At 56.5% G+C, this 17,091-nt stretch carries 15 protein-coding genes; 7 read left to right on the top strand and 8 right to left on the bottom strand.

Annotation, left to right across the window (positions count from 1 at the left end; all coding sequences use genetic code 11):
- Positions 1 to 62: 62 nt before the first annotated feature.
- Entirely contained in the window at positions 63 to 1,163 is a 1,101-nt protein-coding gene (locus KUE00_RS11370) for an NADH:flavin oxidoreductase/NADH oxidase (RefSeq protein WP_246759998.1), read from the bottom strand.
- Between the two features lie 561 nt (positions 1,164 to 1,724).
- Here KUE00_RS11370 and mrdA point away from each other — a divergent pair.
- On the top strand, positions 1,725 to 3,620 hold the full coding sequence (mrdA, locus tag KUE00_RS11365) for a penicillin-binding protein 2 (protein WP_246759997.1): 1,896 nt from the start codon (positions 1,725 to 1,727) through the stop codon (positions 3,618 to 3,620).
- A gap of 44 nt (positions 3,621 to 3,664) precedes the next feature.
- Here mrdA and KUE00_RS11360 read toward each other — a convergent pair whose 3' ends face one another.
- The 5 genes from KUE00_RS11360 to KUE00_RS11340 are packed head-to-tail and all read right to left on the bottom strand — an operon-like array spanning position 3,665 to position 9,681.
- Positions 3,665 to 4,438, bottom strand: coding sequence for a heme ABC transporter ATP-binding protein (locus tag KUE00_RS11360; RefSeq protein WP_246759996.1), 774 nt, complete (start codon positions 4,436 to 4,438; stop codon positions 3,665 to 3,667).
- Positions 4,431 to 5,423, bottom strand: coding sequence for a FecCD family ABC transporter permease (locus tag KUE00_RS11355; RefSeq protein ID WP_246760128.1), 993 nt, complete (start codon positions 5,421 to 5,423; stop codon positions 4,431 to 4,433). The genes KUE00_RS11360 and KUE00_RS11355 overlap by 8 nt, the downstream gene beginning before the upstream one ends.
- A 2-nt stretch (positions 5,424 to 5,425) precedes the next feature.
- The gene (locus KUE00_RS11350; protein WP_246759994.1) at positions 5,426 to 6,244 is read right to left on the bottom strand and encodes a heme/hemin ABC transporter substrate-binding protein; all 819 of its coding nucleotides are present in this window, start codon (positions 6,242 to 6,244) and stop codon (positions 5,426 to 5,428) included.
- Entirely contained in the window at positions 6,241 to 7,272 is a 1,032-nt protein-coding gene (locus KUE00_RS11345) for a hemin-degrading factor (protein WP_281434578.1), read from the bottom strand. The genes KUE00_RS11350 and KUE00_RS11345 overlap by 4 nt, the downstream gene beginning before the upstream one ends.
- 45 nt (positions 7,273 to 7,317) lie before the next feature.
- Complete coding sequence (locus KUE00_RS11340; RefSeq protein ID WP_246759993.1) at positions 7,318 to 9,681, bottom strand: TonB-dependent receptor domain-containing protein; 2,364 nt, start codon at positions 9,679 to 9,681, stop codon at positions 7,318 to 7,320.
- Positions 9,682 to 9,921: 240 nt separating this feature from the next.
- Between KUE00_RS11340 and KUE00_RS11335 the strand changes: the two genes are divergently transcribed.
- The 3 genes from KUE00_RS11335 (at position 9,922) to KUE00_RS11325 (ending at position 12,510) form a co-directional block, all read left to right on the top strand.
- A complete protein-coding gene (locus tag KUE00_RS11335) occupies positions 9,922 to 10,200 on the top strand; it encodes an Rdx family protein (RefSeq protein ID WP_246759992.1) in 279 nt (92 codons plus the stop codon).
- 31 nt (positions 10,201 to 10,231) lie between these two features.
- The gene (locus KUE00_RS11330; protein WP_246759991.1) at positions 10,232 to 11,086 is read left to right on the top strand and encodes an MBL fold metallo-hydrolase; all 855 of its coding nucleotides are present in this window, start codon (positions 10,232 to 10,234) and stop codon (positions 11,084 to 11,086) included.
- Positions 11,087 to 11,292: 206 nt separating this feature from the next.
- A complete protein-coding gene (locus KUE00_RS11325) occupies positions 11,293 to 12,510 on the top strand; it encodes an MFS transporter (protein ID WP_246759990.1) in 1,218 nt (405 codons plus the stop codon).
- A 165-nt stretch (positions 12,511 to 12,675) separates the two neighbouring features.
- Here KUE00_RS11325 and KUE00_RS11320 read toward each other — a convergent pair whose 3' ends face one another.
- Together KUE00_RS11320 and KUE00_RS11315 are read right to left on the bottom strand one after the other, a co-directional pair.
- Complete coding sequence (locus KUE00_RS11320; RefSeq protein ID WP_246759988.1) at positions 12,676 to 13,458, bottom strand: molybdate ABC transporter permease subunit; 783 nt, start codon at positions 13,456 to 13,458, stop codon at positions 12,676 to 12,678.
- Positions 13,430 to 14,356: an extracellular solute-binding protein gene (locus KUE00_RS11315; RefSeq protein ID WP_246759987.1), complete on the bottom strand. Its 927-nt coding sequence runs from the start codon at positions 14,354 to 14,356 to the stop codon at positions 13,430 to 13,432. Before KUE00_RS11315 ends, KUE00_RS11320 begins: the two co-directional genes overlap by 29 nt.
- Positions 14,357 to 14,844: 488 nt before the next feature.
- Here KUE00_RS11315 and KUE00_RS11310 point away from each other — a divergent pair, with 488 nt between their 5' ends.
- The 3 genes from KUE00_RS11310 to pqqB all read left to right on the top strand — a co-directional run bounded on the left by KUE00_RS11310 (position 14,845) and on the right by pqqB (position 17,088).
- Positions 14,845 to 15,882, top strand: coding sequence for a dipeptidase (locus KUE00_RS11310; RefSeq protein WP_246759986.1), 1,038 nt, complete (start codon positions 14,845 to 14,847; stop codon positions 15,880 to 15,882).
- 173 nt (positions 15,883 to 16,055) lie between these two features.
- The gene (pqqA, locus tag KUE00_RS11305) at positions 16,056 to 16,127 is read left to right on the top strand and encodes a pyrroloquinoline quinone precursor peptide PqqA (RefSeq protein ID WP_071789594.1); all 72 of its coding nucleotides are present in this window, start codon (positions 16,056 to 16,058) and stop codon (positions 16,125 to 16,127) included.
- A 49-nt stretch (positions 16,128 to 16,176) separates the two neighbouring features.
- Positions 16,177 to 17,088 (top strand): pyrroloquinoline quinone biosynthesis protein PqqB, encoded by a 912-nt coding sequence (gene pqqB / locus KUE00_RS11300; RefSeq protein ID WP_246759985.1) that lies wholly within the window; start codon positions 16,177 to 16,179, stop codon positions 17,086 to 17,088.
- Positions 17,089 to 17,091: the final 3 nt, after the last annotated feature.

Raw genomic sequence — 17,091 nt, 5'->3', positions numbered from 1 at the left:
CTCCTGCAAGCTGCTGTCGCGGCCAGAGCAAAGCGTACCGCGCCATGGACGGCGCGGCCCGTTTATTCGCTGACGCGGTAGCGTTCCAGCCAGTGCGCATAGGAGGCTGGCAGCACCCAGGATGGCCTTTCCTCTTTCAGTGCCAGCGCGGCTTTGTAGCTCCAGTTAGGATTGGCCAGATGCGCTTTACCTACCATGACCAGATCCAGCTGATTTTTTTCAATCGTTTCGTTAGCGATGGCTGGCGCATCAATTCCCCAGGCGGAAGCGACCGGAATGTTCGCCTCGCGACGCACCCGCTCGGCTATCGGTGCCAGGAAAGCCGGGCCCCAGGGAATAGTGGCTTCAGGCGTAGAGAAACCGATGCTGACGCTTAACAGATCCAGTCCGCCTGCGCGGAATTTCTTCGTCAGTTCAATCGATTCAGCCAGCGTTTCTTCGTCACGACCGTCATATTCAATAACGCCAAAACGCGCCGTTAACGGCAGGTTTTCTGGCCACTGCTCACGTACGGCCGCCAGCGTTTCCAGCAGGAAGCGGCTACGCCCTTCCAGATTGCCGCCGTATTGATCGGTGCGCTGGTTGGCATGCACGGAAAAGAAGCTTTGCGCCAGGTAGCCGTGTGCGAAATGCAGCTCCAGCCATTCAAAACCCGCATCGCGCGCGCGCTGAGCCGCTACGGCGAAATCGTTACGCACGCGAGCGATATCTTCCAGCGTCATTTCATGCGGCACCTGCGGCAGGTTAGCGCCAAAAGCCGTGGCGGAAGGTGACAGCGTTTCCCAGTAGCGCGGATCGTCTTTCGCGATATGATCGTCACCTTCCCATGGACGATTGGCGTTGGCTTTGCGTCCCGCATGCGCAATCTGGATGCCGGGCACGGCGCCAGCAGCTTTGATTTCACGCGCGATAACCGCCAGTTTTTCAGCCTGTTCATCTGTCCAGATGCCAAGGCAGCCCGGGGTAATACGGCCTTCGGGCGCGACTGCCGTTGCTTCGACAATCACCAGCCCCGCGCCGCCACGAGCCAGGCTGGCGTAGTGGACACGATGCCATTCATTGCTTAGTCCATCTTCAGCGGTGTACTGGCACATCGGCGGTACAGCGATGCGGTTACGTAAAGTCACGTCTTTCAGCGTAAAAGGGGAAAATAACCCTGACATAAAAACCTCATGGTTTGTTAAGCATAATGACAGGCTTATCGCCAGAGCCATACGGGCTGAGCGCGATAAGCTGGTCAGTTGAACCGCTATTGCGATTTAACTACGGATTGGCCACCGCTTGAGACGAAACGCAGGATGGTGCAACAAGCGGCGTGGCTGCAAACGCGGATGGCAAAATGCGTGTGCCAGCTATTGCTGGATTATTAGGGCAATCGCGCAGGAGGAGATAAGCGGTTAATGCTGCGAAGCGACACGGCAAAAGCGGTCAGCCGCTGCCGAACCAGCCTGCACGCTTTTGAAGTACAGATAGGGCGAAAGGCCATAAAAACAGCATTACTCTTACAGCAATGGGGATAAAGCGCCCCTGGTGGGTGGTTTCTAATACAGAAATATAACGCTGTTTATGGCGCCATCGTTATTACTCAGCTATTCGTAATCGCCCTTGTTACAACGACAATAAATGTCACACTTTATTTGCCGGGGATGCATCTTTCAGGTCGTGATTTGTTGAGTAATCTCTATCATGTTGCAAGAAAATGAAAGCGACGCGATTGCCCGGTAATGAAATTCAGAGATTTTGCAGAAGAAGAGAAGCTGTTTGTTCGCAGGGCACTGGTCGCCTTTGGGATAGTGCTGGCGGGTTTTGTCACCCTCGGCGTTAACCTCTGGCATCTGCAGATTGAACAAAACAAGTACTACCAGACGCGTTCCAACGAAAACGATATAAAAATGATCCCCGTTGCGCCCACGCGCGGCATCATTTACGACCGTAATGGCATCCCGCTGGTAAAAAATGTTACCTGGTATGACATTGAGATCCTGCCCTATAAAGTACAGGATATGAAGGCGTTACTGGCTCAGCTAACGCCAATTGTCGACCTTTCCGCCGAAGATATCGAAACCTTCACCCATAACCTTCATAGCGCCAGCCGCTATAAGCCGGTCGTGCTGAAAACCGAGCTGACCGACGAAGAGGTCGCGCGCTTTTCGGTTAACCAGTTCAAATTTACCGGCGTCGATATCAATAGCTACGAAGATCGCCAGTATCCTTACGGTGCTGACCTGGCGCACGTGGTCGGCTATGTCTCAAAAATTAACGACAACGATTATAAACGGCTGGATAAGGCGGGCATCAGCGAGAACTATGCCGCCGACCACAACATCGGCAAACAGGGCATTGAAGGCTACTACGAATCGGTCCTGCACGGCAAAACCGGCTATCAGGAAGTGGAAGTGGATAACCACGGCCGCGTGATCCGCGTATTGAAAGAGGTGCCGCCCGTTGCCGGTAAAAATATCTATCTGACGCTGGACCTGCATTTACAGCAGTATGTCGAAACGCAGCTGGTCGGCCAGCGCGCCGCGGTGCTGATTGAAAATCCAAAGGATGGCGAAGTGTTGGCGATGGTTTCCAGCCCCAGCTACGATCCTAACCCGTTTGTGAAAGGCATCAGTTACAAAGCCTATAAGACCCTGCTGGCAAATAAAGATCTACCGTTAATTAACCGTGTGACCCAGGGCCTTTATCCGCCTGCTTCTACCGTTAAGCCCTATATGGCCATGTCGGCGCTGTTAACCCACGTGATCACGCCGCAAACCAGCTTTTTTGGCGCACCAACCTGGACGCTGCCCGGCACCGAGCGTAAATACCGCGACTGGAAGAAGTCAGGACACGGCATGCTGGACGTGACGCGCGCGATCGAAGAGTCAGCGGACACCTTCTTTTATCAGGTCGCTTTTATGATGGGCATCGACCGCATTCATACCATGCTCAGCCAGTTCGGCTACGGCAAATCGACCGGCATCGATCTCAACGAAGAGTACAATGGCCTGCTGCCCAGCCGCGAATGGAAGCAGAAGGTACATAAGAAAGGCTGGTACCAGGGCGATACCGTTTCCGTGGGCATCGGTCAGGGTTACTGGATAGCGACGCCGATTCAGATGGTAAAAGCGATGGCGACGCTGATTAATAACGGTCGCGTTATTCAGCCGCATCTGATGTATGAAGAGAAACAGGGTAAAAACGTGACGCTCTGGCAGCCAACGCTACCCGCACAGCAGATTGGCGATGCTAACTCTCCTTACTGGGGATTAGTACGCCGGGCGATGTTCGGTATGGCCAACGCGCCTAACGGCACCGGCTATAAATATTTCCATACCGCGCCTTACGGCATTGCGGCGAAAAGCGGGACTTCACAGGTATTTGGCCTGAAGCAGAACCAGGTCTATAACGCCAAAATGATCCCTGTGCGGCTGCGCGACCATATTTTCTATACCGCTTTTGCGCCGTTCGATAAGCCTAAGGTGGCGATAGCGCTGATTCTGGAAAACGGCGGGATTAACGGCGTCACGGCTGCGCCGCTGGTAAGAAATATTCTTGACCATATTTTCCTGCCGCCGGACGTTACGCCAATGGCGCCCACTGCCGATCCGCAAAGCAACATGACCGCGCAGTAATCCTCCCGGCATTGGGCGGTGATAACAGATGCTATCACCGCCCATTAACGCCGCAGCATAATTTGCGGCACGACGCCGTGGTGGTAAACATCCAGTTCAGCCTGATAGAAGTGCGTCAGCGTCCGTTCGGTCATTACCTCAGCGGGCGTGCCGCTGGCCACCAGTTTGCCCTTATGCAGCAGTAGCATGGTGTCAGACCAGAGCGCCGCCAGGTTAAGATCGTGCAATACGCAGCAGACCGCCAGCTGGCCTGTTCGGCTTAGCTGGTGCAGCAGGCGCAGAGCATGCTGCTGGTGATAAAGATCCAGCGCCGAGGTCGGCTCGTCCAGAAATAACCAGCCGCGCGGCCCGTCGTCATGCCAGAGCTGGGCCAGCACTCGCGCCAGCTGAACCCGCTGCTGTTCGCCGCCGGAAAGCCGACGGTAATCGCGGCGCGCCAGACTTTCGCAGCCGGTAAGCTGCATCACCTCATCCGTAACAGCAGAACGGGAGCCGTCCGGCCAGGGGGCGCGTCCCATTGCCACGACTTCGCGCACGCTTAAGGGAAATTCAACGTGACTTTGTTGCCGCATCACTGCGCGGGTGCGGGCCAGCTTTTCGCTCGGCCAACGGCCAACCGGCTGTCCCTCGAGCAGGCATTCTCCTGAATCAGGCGTCAGATAGCCGGTTAACATACGTAACAGCGTGGATTTTCCTGCGCCGTTGGGGCCAATCAGCGCAACCATTTCTCCCGGCTTTAGCGTGCATGAAACGCCGTCGATCAGCAGACGTGAACCGACGCGGTAAGAGAGCTGGCTGGCCTGCAACAGGTTACTCATCGCCGCTTTCCCGTCTGCGCAATATCAACCATAAAAACCACGGCGCGCCCAGCAGGCTGGTTAATAAGCCAACCGGCATTTCTGCCGGTGCTACCAGCGTGCGCGCCAGCGTATCGGCCGCCATCAGCAGCATGGCCCCCAGCAGCGCGGAGGCAGGCAGGAGCCAGCGATGGTCGCCGCCAGCGCAAAGCCTGATCAGATGCGGCACCACCAGGCCGATAAAACCGATCACGCCGCTCACCGCCACCGCAGCGGCGACTAACAGCGCGCTGAGCACCAGCAGCACGCGCTGCGTCTGCCTGACGTTAACGCCAAGATAGTGCGCTTCTTCATCACCCAGCTGTAGCAAATTCAACCGTTTTGCCTGCCACTGCGTGGCCAGCATGGCCGGAATAACCAGCGCGGCGCAGGCCGACACCGTCGACCACTGCGCCTGCCCCAGCGATCCCATGCCCCACAACGAAAGCTGGCGCAGCTGCTGGTCGTTGCTGAGCCAGGAGAGCACGCCAACCGCCGCACCGCAGATAGCGTTAATGGCGATACCGGCCAACAGCAGGCGGGAAAGCGTGGTGCGGCTACGGCGGCTCAACAGAAAAATAACTATGGTCACGGCCAGGCTACCGACAAAGGCGGCCAGCATGGGCCACCATAAAGCCAGCACGGCGGGAAGCGTTAAGGGCATCACTATTGCGCAAGCCAGCGCCAAGGAAGCACCGCTGCTGATGCCAAGCAGGCCGGGATCGGCCAGCGGATTGCGAAAAAGGCCCTGCATCGTCGCGCCCGAGACCGCCAGCGCGCTGCCGACCAGTATAGCCAGCAGCACGCGCGGCAGCCGGATAGTCCACCAAATCTGCCAGATCATACTGTCGGCAGGCGCGCGCCAGACCATCGGCAGCGACAGCCGCATTGCGCCCGTTCCGGCGGCAAACAGTGCCGTCGTTACCGTCAACGCAAGCATTAGCCATAGTCCGCGCCGCACGTTCATTTTCATTGCGCTATCGCTTGCGCCGCTTTACGCAATCTGGCAATAGCCTCAGGCGTATGTAGCCCAAAACCCAGCAGCGCCATCTCATCCACCACCAGCAGATTGCGATGTTTGCCCGCCGGAGTCAGCGCCAGCCCGGGCAGCTGCCAGATAGCTTCTTCATCGCCCAGCGCCTTCATGCCGTCTCTCCCGATAACCACCAGCTGCGGCGCACTGGCTACAATGCCTTCCTGGGTGAGCGCCTGATAGTGCGGCACGTTGCCCATCGCGTTAACCAGCCCTGCGCTACGGATGGCACCATCCGCCGCCGTGCCCGTTCCGGCAGCCTGCGCCTTCATACCGGTATGGCTAAGGATGAACAGCACTTTTACCGGCAGCGGCTTCTCATTCACGTCGGCCAGCTGGCTGTCCAGCTTCGCTTCCAGCGCTTTGCCCTCTTCTTCCTGATGCAGCGCGCCGGCAACGGTAGCAATTTTCTGATGAATGGCCGCCAGCGAAGGTTCGCCGGTTACCGTGACAACTTTTACGCCAGCCTGCGCGACCTGCTGCAACGCCAGCGAAGGCTTCGCCAGCTCGCTGGCAATCACCAGCGTTGGCCGCATCGCCAGAATTCCTTCCGCGTTGAGCTGACGCATATAGCCCACGTCCGGCAATTTTGTTGCCAGCGCAGGCCGCAGGCTGGTGGAGTCGCGCGCCACCAGATCCTGTTGGGCACCCAGCGCATAGACTATCTCCGTGACGTCGCCACCAATGGTGATGACCCGCTCTTCCGCCATCAGCGCAAAGGGCAACGCCAGCAGTGCAATCAGCCAGTGTTTCATGCCGCTGCGCCCTCACCGACCAGAAGCGCCACCTGCTCGCGCCAGCGCGCCTGCTCCGGCTCGCCTTCTGTACGCTGGCCGTACAACTGCGCTATCTGCGTGCCGTCAGCGGCAAACAGCTCCAGGCTGGTGACAAAGCCATCGGCCGTGGGTTTGCGGGTGATCCAGCTCTCTGCGAGGGTGTCCTCCATCAGATGCAGCGTAAAGGTTGGATTAAAAATATTTAGCCAGTTCTCCATCGGTACCAGCTTCTCGACCGCACCGGTGAAAATTTGCACGCAGCCGCGGTTGCCGATAAAAATCATGATTTCGTTGCCGTCCTTAACGGCCTGCGTCAGCAGTGTGTTAAGCGCACTGTTATCCACCTGCTGCGCCAGATCGTTGGGCACCGCGCGAAAAGCCTGCTGCCGTGAAATATTATGCCGCTTCAGCAGCCCAAAGAACTGATGCACATCGGTCATTGCGCGCCACTCCTGCTCGATGGCCGCATTGTCCGGCTGCGGGTTCAGGCTGGCTGGCGTAACGGGGATAACGCTAAGCTCGGGCACCTCTGCCAGGCGAAAGTCGGCGATAAGAGCATGCCAGGCGGCCATATCGCTTTCTGGCGTGGCGTAGATTTTTAGCACTGCATCGCCATGCGCATCAAAGATTTGAATACTGTAGCGTTCGCCGCGCGCTGTCTCTTCGTGTAGCGCAAAAAAGCTTTTCCACTGGTGGGGAAACAGGCGCTGATCCAGTGCGCGTGGATTGAGGATCAGTCCGGCATGGTCGCCGAGACGCAGGTTTTCATAGCGGCCAATCTGTTCATGTACGGCAAAAGCGTTGCGGGTAATGGATTTGGTTTCACCTGCGGCTTCCAGCGCGGTTAGCAGCGCTCTGGCATCCGGCTTCAGCGCTACGGCATCTTCCTGCATGCGGGCATGGGTTAGCTCAGCTTCGCTAACGCCCAGCAGGTCGGCCAGATCGCGAGCATATTTTTTAGGGTGTTCAGCTTTCAGCTGCTGGTAACGTTGAAAAAGGTTCATCATCTGCTCTCCATACAGCCCTGCGCCTGCGCAGGGCAAAGTTAATCATCAGAAATCGACGTTGACGCCCAGCTGGAAGCTGCGTCCCGGCATTACCGCCAGCGCCTTATCAGCAGCATCCTGGTTAGTGCTTTCGGTCAGGTTACGGCTGCTCAGGTAATCCCAATATTTGCGGTCGGTAAGGTTATAAACGCCGCCGTTAACGCGGACGTTTTTCGCGACCTGCCAGTAAGCGGTCATATCGACCATGCCATAACCCGGCACGCGCATATATTCCGAGCTGGAATCGGTCAGCGACGCGCCGTTATTGCTGTAGCTTTCGCGGTTGGTATCGGTGGCGCGCTTGCCTTTAACAAAGGTCGCCGTCACGGCTGCGCCATAGACTTTTGCCGGATCGTCCCACGCCACGCCAACAATCGCCTTGAGCGGCGCGACGCTGTCCAGATCGACATAGCTGTCGCCCGCATAGCTGGATTTCGCTTTACCCTGGCTGTAGCCCAGCGCAAAAGTCGTGCTCAGGCCGTTGGCCTGCTCAAACCAGCTGCCAACATTCAGCTTCGTGCTGATTTGACCACCATAGATAAAAGCTTTATCACGATTTTCCGCCTGGTAGATAGTGTAAATATTTGACGGCACGCTGGTGAATTTTGTCGGGCTGCCGGATCGCGTGTAGCGGGTATAGGCGATAAAGTTGTCGTAGGTGTTGTAAAACATAGAGGCGTTCAGCGTCACGCCCTGAGCGGCCTGGCCTTTTACTCCCCACTCGAGGTTATTGCTGGTTTCCGTTTTTAGCTTCGCGTTGCCGATAAGCGCGTACTGCGCGGAACCGGCATAGCTGGATCCCAGATTCCATGAACCGTAAAGCTGGCTGGCGTTCGGGAACTGCGCGCCGCGCTTATACATTATCCAGGCCATCATCTGCGGCGTAATGTCATAGTTAAAGCTCAGCGACGGCAACAGCTGCGTATCCGTATTCTTCTGCCCGTAAAGCTTCTGCATATCGGCTTCGGTAATGACCGTGCTTTCAGTGGTCAGGCTGCTGAGGTTTTGCGGCCTGATGCTTTGGTAAGCCACGCGCGCGCCGGGTACGATGCTGAAGTCGTGACCAGCCAGATCGAAATGAATTTTATCCTGCACATAGCCGCCCAGCACGTAGCTACGGCTGTCGGCCTGGGGCTGCATAATGACGCTGTACTGGCTGGCCACAGGCTCCTGACGGAATGGCCGCTTGCTGTCGCTGATACTGCCGTTCAGGCCAGCGCTTAGCTCATGGCGCCCCAGCGTTTTGACCAGGCTGGTGGCAAAACCATAGGTATCAACATCGTAATCGGAATAGACCCGCTCCATCGCCCTTGCGCTGGAAGGCATATAGGTATTGTCATGCGCCTGGGTCTGTTGGTAATAAAGCCGGGAGGTGAGGCTGTCGACAACATCACTGGCAGGCGTCCATTCATCCTTCAGGCTAACGCCCCAGCGGCGAGTGTGGCTTTGCTGCTGTGCCGTTCCCCAGATGGTATTGCCGCTGCTGTCCCACGCGTCGTAATGTGTATGGTTGGTTTTATCGTAATAGTCAGCAGTGCCGGTAAATTTATGCTCATCGTTGGGCTGCCAGATCCCGGAGGCCATCAGCGCGTTGGAGTGCCAGTTGGCCGGATAAGCGCTGAGCGTATGGCTGTTGTTGCGCGTTTCCTGGCCGTCGCGGCGGCTGTAGACCAGCACGCCGCGTAAAATTTCATCGCCAGCCGCGGCGGTAATGCCGTTGTGCCAGCTGCGGTTGGATGAATCGTAGCCCGACTGGTAGCCAAAGTAAGTCGATTTATCAGGGGTGAGATAGTCGTCCGCCGATTTCGGCAGGAATGAAACCGCGCCGCCAATCGCATTGTTCGCCGTGGCTGTAGAGGTCGCGCCGGATTCGATATCAACCTGACCATAGATATAGGGATCGATATAGTCGCGGCCAATGCCAAAGGTGTTCACGCCCGCGCGGCTGGCATAGCCACGTCCCGTAGCTTCCGGCTGAGGAATGCCGTCTACATCCAGCCCGACGCGGTTGCTTTCCAGGCCGCGAATGTTATAGCCGGTGTAGCCGCCGCGATCGAAACCGCTTTTGCCCGCCCCCGATCCGCCGCTGACGCCGGTGGCGCTGATTAACGGTTCATAGCGCATCACCGAACCGAAATCGGTAGTGCCTTTCTTTTGCATTTCTGCTGCGGTAATAGTGGTTTTACCGCCCGCTTCTTTCTTCGGCTGCGGTGCCGTTACCACCATTTGCGGCTCGGTGTCCGTAGCTGGCTGACTGTCGGTGGAGGTGATGGTCGTAGTCTGTGCCGCTGAAGCACAGCCTACAGCCACCAGCGCGGTAAACAGGATGGAGGTCTGGAAAGATCCCTGAGGAGAAATTTTTTTAAGCATTCTGGTAAGCCTTTAATCATTATTAGTATCGACTCACATTGCCGCCAAAAGCGCCCGCCGCGCGTTATTGCAGTCGATCCCTGACTGATGTTGAATGCGAATGATAATCATATTGATTGCTAATGGCAATCATTTCGCCAGCTGATTTATACGATAAGCAAAGCGTGACGCTCTGCCGTCTTGACAGCTTCCAACGTTCGCCAGAAGATGGCTTTTCTTCTTTTTTGCCGGACGTAACCCATGACATCGCCTGCCATCACTATTCAATACTGTTCCCAATGTAACTGGCTGCTGCGCGCGGGCTGGATGGCTCAGGAGCTGCTGCACACTTTCGGCACCGATTTGGCTTCGGTAACGCTGGTGCCGGGTACCGGCGGCATCTATCAGATCGCCGTTGACGGTCATCTGCTGTGGGACCGTAAGGCGGACGGCGGTTTCCCGGAGGTGAAGGAACTGAAGCAGCGAGTGCGTAATTACTGTTTTCCCGAGCGGGATTTAGGGCATATTGACAGGGCGTAGCTTTTTTACTGACTAATAAAAAAGGAAAAATATGAGCAGCCTGCCCTCATGGAACGTTGGTGAATTAAAAATCACTAAGCTTGTGGAACAAACCGCAACTCTGCCCGCCTCCAGGCTTTATCCGGAAGTGACCGAACAACAGCTGCAAGGCTTTGCCAGCGGCATGACGCCGGATAGCCCGCTGCAAATGAGCGTTCACAGCTGGCTGGTAGAATCGCCGCAAGGGCGCTTTTTGATCGATACCGCAACGGGCAACAACAAGTCGCGCCCTTTCAGCCCGCTTTTCGACCGGCTCAACAGCCCGTGGATGGATAATTTCCTGGCTACCGGCCTGCAGCCGGAAGATATTGATTATGTCCTGCATACCCATTTGCACACCGACCACGTGGGCTGGAACACAAAGTGGGACGGCGAACGCTGGGTTCCCACTTTTCCCAATGCAACATGGGCTATTCCCGAAGGTGAAATCGCCTGGTATCAGACGCCTGCCGCCGCGCCGCGCCTGATTGTGTTTACCGATAGCGTGCAGCCCATTATCGATGCCGGAAAAGCAGAACTCATCGCGGACAGCGGCGGAGAGTATCTGCCCGGCATCCACTTTCTGCCGACGCCCGGCCATAGCGTCAGCCATATGAGCATCGCTTTTGCGTCCGCTGGAGAAATCGCACTGTTTACCGGCGACGTTATGCATAACGAAATCCAGGTATCCGAGCCGGCACTCTCCTCGGTATATTGCCAGGATAAAGAAGCGGCCCGCCGCGCCAGAGCCTGGCTGCTCGACTACGCCGTCCAACAGCAGGCGACGCTGTTTACCGTGCATTTTAGCGGCAGCGCGGCAGGGAAAATCACTCGGGACGCCACCGGCTATACTTGGCAAGAAATGTGATGCCGATCACATCATACTTGTGTCGGCATCCCGCTTCGCTGTAGACTCCGTCCGCTCTGCGCAGCTTGCTGGCAGAGCATAAAACAGAGGCCGTCCAACCCGGCCTCACGCTAACAAACTTTCTCACCTGTCCTGCCAGACGCTCTGCGCTCGTCGTTTCTTGCGGCCGGGTATCGGCATTCATCGCTAATTTAAGTGCACTTTTTATGACTACTGTAAGCCCGACTCTTCCCGCGGCCCGTGCCGCTGGCCCGCTGCTGTTTGCCCTGGCGCTGGGCGCCTTCGCCATTGGCCTGAGCGAATTTGTGATCATGGGCCTGCTGCCGCAGGTGGCAGACGCCATGCACGTCAGCCTTGCCGAAGGTAGCCGCTTTATCAGCTATTACGCGCTGGGCGTGGTGATTGGCGCACCACTCTTTTCACTGAGTACCGCAAAACTGAACCGTAAATACCAGCTGATGATTTTTATTCTGCTGTTTTTGGTTGGCAACGTTAGCAGCGTGCTGGCAGGCAATGCTCACGCGCTGGTCGTTTCCCGCTTTATCAGCGGGCTGCCGCACGGCGCCTTCCTTGGCGTGGCGGCGCTGGCGGCGGCTTCGCTGGTGGAAGAGAATCGTCGTGGCCAGGCGGTAGGCAAAGTGATGCTTGGCCTGACGCTGGCCTCGCTGCTGGGTAATCCGGCGGCGACGCTATTGGGCGAGCATCTTGACTGGCGCTGGGCCTTTGCCTGCGTGTCGCTGCTGTCGCTGGTCGATGCGATCCTGATCTTCAAACTTTTCCCCAATTTGCAGGAAGAAGCCCAAAGCTCGCCGCTAAAAGAGATCCGGGGCCTGGCGAATATTCGTATCTGGCTAACGCTGGGCATTGCGGCTATCGGCTTTGGCGGCATGTTTGCCGTTATCAGCTATATCGCGCCGATTCTGACGCTGGCCGCGCATCTTTCCACGCTCTGGCTGCCGGTGGTGCTGTTTGCTTTTGGGCTGGGTATGGTGCTGGGCAACCTGGCGGGCGGCAGGCTGGCTGACCGCAAGATCATGCTGTCGATTTTCTGCATTCTGGCCTGGAGCGTAGTAGTCCTGTCGCTGTTCCCGCTGATGGTGCTTTCTGCCAGCGGTTTGATGCTGGGCGCTTTCCTGATCGGCACTAACCTGGCGCTCTGCGCACCGTTGCAGGTTCGGCTGATGCAGGTCGCCGGAAAAGCGCAAACGCTGGCGGCAACGCTGAACCATTCCGCCTTTAATATTGCCAATGCGCTGGGCGCGTTTTTGGGTGCCTGGGTCGTACAAAAAGGCTATCCGATGACGCAAACCGCCAGCTATGGTGCCATTCTGCCGGTGCTGGGCATGGTGATTTTTATTTTTGCCCTGCTGAAAGAAGTGGCCGACCGTAAAAACAGCGCGGTTAGCTCTACCGATCTGATTTAAAAAAATGAGCCGGCGCTTTTATTCTTTTATTACAGAATAAGTAGCACCGGCCTATCCCTTCATTACAGAATAAGTAGCGCTGGCTTATCCCTTCATTACAGAACAGGTAGCACCGGCCTATCCCTTCATTACAGAATAAGTAGCATTGGCTTATCCCTTCCCGCCTCAGTGATATTGCGTGATCTTTCTGGCGCGCATAGCGAACCAGAGCGGCAGCGGTAGCGTGACGGCAAGCAGCGCCCACAGCAGCGTATAGACGGATTCCACGCCGTCGTTTTGCAGATTGATAAAGAGTTTGACCGGCATTCCCTGCGGAAAGTAGCTAAACACCAATACAATGCCGAATTCACCGATAATCCTTACCCAGGCAAGCGCCAGCGCTGCGGCCAGGCCGCGCGAAGCCTGCGGCAGCGTCAGCCGCCAGAATACCTGCCAGACGGACGCCCCCAGCGTTTCACCCACTTCTTCAATATCGCGCGGCACCGCTTCAAACGCCGTGCGAGATGACAGCACAAACCACGGCAGTCCCGCATAAAGCTGGGCAACAACAAAAGCGCCGGGATTATTATTCAGCTGCAAACTTACTGCCGACAGCGCTTCACCAATTGAACTGTAAGGCCCCCAGGTGGAAATCAGCAGGATCCCCATTGCCAGCGGCGGCGTCAGGAGCGGAATTAGCACGGCCGCCTCCACCACGCCGCGCCAGCTGCTGCGGCTTCTCGCCAGCCAGTACGCCAGCGGGATACCGGTCAGCACAATGATCGGCAGCGCAACAGCGCTCAGCAACAGCGAAACGCCAATGGCCTGACCATCACCATAAGCCAGCTGGAAGCTGTGCCACGGCGTTATTAGCGCAAGCGTAATAAAAGGAATAACCAGCAGGACAACTGCCGGTATTCCCAGCCAGAAAGAGCGCAAGTTAAAGCGCGCCGCCTTTCGGCTGACCATAACCGTTCTGCTTAAACAGCGTCTGGCCCTCTTCGCTCTGCATAAACTTAACGAACTTCTGCGCCAGTTCAGGATGCGGCGCGTTTTTCAGCACGGCGGCATAAAACACCAGCGGCTGTGGATGCAGCGTTTTCTGCTGGCCTTTGGCATCGGTAATGGCAAAGCTAACCTTGCTGTACCACGTTTTATCCAGCTCCGGGTTGCTCAGATTGATCTCATCCGGCAGCGTGATGTAAGGCAGTTTTGCAGAGCGGGTCGCGCTTTCATAGCCGGATGCCGCATCTACCTGGCCCGCTTCCAGCCGTGAAAGCAGGCCGCCTTCGGCAAAGACCTGCTGAGGATTCTGCGTGTCGCCCAGCACGTTTTTCGTCAGTTGCGGCTGCTGGTAATAGCGGCTGGCTAACATCATGGTAAAGATAATGTTTTGCCCCTGAGGATCGGTGGCGGGATCGGTGCGGCCAAAGCGCAGCGACGGCGTTTGCAGCACTTTCCACCACGGCTGCGCGTTTGCTTTGCCTTCACGAATGGCGTCAAAAGCCTGGGCATATTTTCCCTTCGGGTTGTAAGCAATCACCATGCTGGTGCTGGCGACCGGCTCGGCTTTCTCTACGAGTCCCGCTTTTTGCAGCACTGCAATGGGGCCTGGCGTGACCGAAACGAACACGTCCGCCACCACTTTTTTGGAAGCCAGCAGATTAGCCATGCCGTAAGCGCCCTGTCCCTGGCCCTGATAGTTAACCTGCTGCGCTTTGGCAAAAGCAGGCCCCAGCGCCTTATCCATCACCACGCCCATGGAGCCTGCGTAGGTCACGCGAAAATCTTCCGCCGCGTGGGCGAAAGAGGTGGAAGCGGCCAGCAGCAGCAGCGTAGCGACGGTGGTTCTGCGTTCAGGGATCATAAGATACTCCGTTATATAATTGATGACATTACGATAGGATATTTTTAATCAACGTCAATAAACAATTCGTTAACGTAAACGATCGTCCGTTTTAGCACGGCTTAACAGGGCAAAACGATGCTGGCTATTCTTTATTTAGGGGCATGACCATAAATAAACTGGCTAGTGATAACAGGCTTGCCTGTTCTGGTACAGGTTCAGGTTCAGGTTCAGGTTCAGGGAGAGTCAGCTTATTTAGCTGACCATAAGAAGACCGGCACGATTTATAACGCGCAGGAACATATAAATTATTTTTATAAATAAAGCCTGGCTGCATTAATTAAAGTGGGACGCCGCTTTAAGATCTATTTTTATAAGCTTTTGGCTTCATCGCGCCGGAGCCGTTTTAACCGCACTTTTTAAACGCTTCCCCGACACGTTTTAAGGTATTATTTATTTAACATTGTACCTTCCGATCCATAACACAGCTGGGTGGACAGCTAACCATCATGACCTCTTCTTTCGTCTCTCCCGTTTTCGACGGCCATAACGATCTTCTGCTGCGCCTGTGGTTACAGGAGCAAGGCGATCCCGTCGCGGATTTCCTGCACGGCACCCTGAGTGGTCATCTGGACATGGCGCGTATACGTCAGGGCGGCTTTGCTGGCGGCCTGTTTGCGGTTTTTGTACCGCCTGCCCAGTACGCCAGACAGAGTAAAACGGAGTATGTGGAAGAAGATCACGATCCGCTGGCGATTACCGAAGCGCAGATCGCGTTACTGCACCAGATTGCCGATCGTTCCGCAGGTCAGGCGCGGATCTGCCGTAGCGTTGGCGAGATCGAGCGCTGTATGGCTGAGGGCGTGCTGGCAATGGTGCTGCATATTGAAGGGGCAGAAGCGCTGGATGAAGAGTGCAGCCAGCTCGACCGCTGGATAGCCGCCGGGCTGCGCAGCATTGGGCCTCTGTGGAATCTGCAAAACCGTTTTGGCGCCGGCGTAACGGGAGATTTCCCCGGTTCGCCCGACAGCGGCGAGGGGCTAACTCCGGCGGGCCTGAATCTGCTACGGATCTGTAACAGCAAAAAGCTGCTGATCGACCTGTCGCACATGAATGAAAAATCCTTCTGGCAGGTAGCTAACCTCAGTCATGCGCCGCTGGTCGCCACGCATTCTAACGTGCATGCCCTTTGCCCGCAGCCGCGCAACCTCACCGCTCGCCAGCTGGCCGCCATTGCCGAAAGCGATGGCTTTGTCGGCATTAACTTCGGCAACGCCTTTCTGCGCGCCGACGGCAAGCGTGACGAGAGTACCTCGCTGGGCGAAATGGTGCGTCATCTGGACGCGCTGCTGGAAAAGCTGGGCGAAGATGGCGTTGGCTTCGGTTCGGATTTCGACGGCATTAGCGTGCCTGGCGAACTGGGCGACGTGGCCGGACTGCCGCGTCTGATTGCCGCGATGACGCAGGCCGGTTATTCCCGCGAGCTGGTCGAAAAAATTTGCTGGCGTAACTGGCTGCGCGTCCTGAAGAAAACCTGGGGCGAATGAACCCGACAGAAGGTTACGCCTGTTTTTCTCATTAACCTTGCGGCTTACAGGGTTGATATCATATTGACATAGGCGCAACATTTGCGCCGCTTAAAAGTCAATATTTGACAATAAGCCAATTGCCTGCCGAACTTAACGGGCAGATTTTCATTCACACCATGAGGAGCTCCGCTATGTGGACTAAACCGACTTTTGTTGATTTACGCTTAGGCCTGGAAGTTACGCTGTACATCTCCAACCGCTAAGCCCTTATGCCCACGGCCGTGGGCATTTCCTCTTTTTTCTGGTCTACACATGCAAATTAACGTTCTTGGCTCTGCGGCCGGCGGCGGTTTTCCCCAGTGGAACTGTAACTGCCGAAACTGTCAGGGCGTGCGTAACGGCACCCTGAAAACTTCCGCACGTACGCAGTCCTCTATCGCTATCAGCGACGACGGCATCGACTTTGTGCTGTGCAACGCCTCGCCGGATATCGCGCACCAGATAGCCGCCACGCCCGCGCTGAATAAACATGGCGTACTGCGCGGCACCGCTATCGGCTCAATTATTTTGACCGACAGCCAGATTGACCATACGACCGGCCTGCTGAGCCTGCGCGAAGGCTGTCCGCATCAGGTCTGGTGTACGCCGGAAGTGCATGAAGATCTGACCACCGGCTTTCCCGTGTTTACGATGCTTGCGCACTGGAACGGCGGCCTTGTCCATCATGCTATTTCACCCGGCGAACCTTTTTCAGTAGCGGTCTGCCCGGCGCTGAAGTTCACCGCCATCCCGCTGCTCAGCAACGCGCCGCCCTACTCGCAGTATCGCGGCAGACCGCTGCCCGGCCACAATGTCGCGCTGTTTATCGAAGATACCCGCAGCGGTAAAACGCTGATGTATGCGCCCGGCCTGGGCGAACCGGACAGCGAGCTATTGGGCTGGTTGCAGAAGGCTGACTGCCTGCTGATTGACGGTACGCTGTGGCAGGACAACGAGCTGGCGAATACCGGCGTAGGTCGCAATACCGGGAAGGATATGGGTCATCTGGCACTGGCTGAAGAGCAAGGCCTGATCGCGTTGCTGGCTTCGCTGCCCGCAGAACGCAAAATCCTTATTCATATTAACAATACCAACCCGATCCTGGACGAAGAGTCGGCCGAGCGTCAGGCGCTGGCGCAGCACGGCATCGAAGTCAGCTGGGACGGTATGCGTATCGACCTGTGAGAA

The organism is Erwinia phyllosphaerae (assembly GCF_019132875.1).
Taxonomy (GTDB): Bacteria; Pseudomonadota; Gammaproteobacteria; order Enterobacterales; family Enterobacteriaceae; genus Erwinia; species Erwinia phyllosphaerae.
Note: the sequence above shows the minus strand (reverse complement) of the source record. Positions and strands in the feature narration are given on the sequence as shown.

Excerpts from the sequence above, each read along its gene's own strand:
- KUE00_RS11350 (WP_246759994.1), bottom strand. The coding sequence starts at position 6,244 with ATGAAACACTGGCTGATTGCACTGCTGGCGTTGCCCTTTGCGCTGATG.
- KUE00_RS11340 (WP_246759993.1), bottom strand. The coding sequence starts at position 9,681 with ATGCTTAAAAAAATTTCTCCTCAGGGATCTTTCCAGACCTCCATCCTG.
- KUE00_RS11330 (WP_246759991.1), top strand. The coding sequence starts at position 10,232 with ATGAGCAGCCTGCCCTCATGGAACGTTGGTGAATTAAAAATCACTAAG.
- mrdA (WP_246759997.1), top strand. The coding sequence starts at position 1,725 with ATGAAATTCAGAGATTTTGCAGAAGAAGAGAAGCTGTTTGTTCGCAGG.
- KUE00_RS11355 (WP_246760128.1), bottom strand. The coding sequence starts at position 5,423 with ATGAACGTGCGGCGCGGACTATGGCTAATGCTTGCGTTGACGGTAACG.
- KUE00_RS11310 (WP_246759986.1), top strand. The coding sequence starts at position 14,845 with ATGACCTCTTCTTTCGTCTCTCCCGTTTTCGACGGCCATAACGATCTT.
- KUE00_RS11345 (WP_281434578.1), bottom strand. The coding sequence starts at position 7,272 with ATGATGAACCTTTTTCAACGTTACCAGCAGCTGAAAGCTGAACACCCT.
- KUE00_RS11320 (WP_246759988.1), bottom strand. The coding sequence starts at position 13,458 with ATGGTCAGCCGAAAGGCGGCGCGCTTTAACTTGCGCTCTTTCTGGCTG.
- KUE00_RS11370 (WP_246759998.1), bottom strand. The coding sequence starts at position 1,163 with ATGTCAGGGTTATTTTCCCCTTTTACGCTGAAAGACGTGACTTTACGT.
- KUE00_RS11360 (WP_246759996.1), bottom strand. The coding sequence starts at position 4,438 with ATGAGTAACCTGTTGCAGGCCAGCCAGCTCTCTTACCGCGTCGGTTCA.
- KUE00_RS11315 (WP_246759987.1), bottom strand. The coding sequence starts at position 14,356 with ATGATCCCTGAACGCAGAACCACCGTCGCTACGCTGCTGCTGCTGGCC.
- KUE00_RS11325 (WP_246759990.1), top strand. The coding sequence starts at position 11,293 with ATGACTACTGTAAGCCCGACTCTTCCCGCGGCCCGTGCCGCTGGCCCG.
- pqqB (WP_246759985.1), top strand. The coding sequence starts at position 16,177 with ATGCAAATTAACGTTCTTGGCTCTGCGGCCGGCGGCGGTTTTCCCCAG.
- KUE00_RS11335 (WP_246759992.1), top strand. The coding sequence starts at position 9,922 with ATGACATCGCCTGCCATCACTATTCAATACTGTTCCCAATGTAACTGG.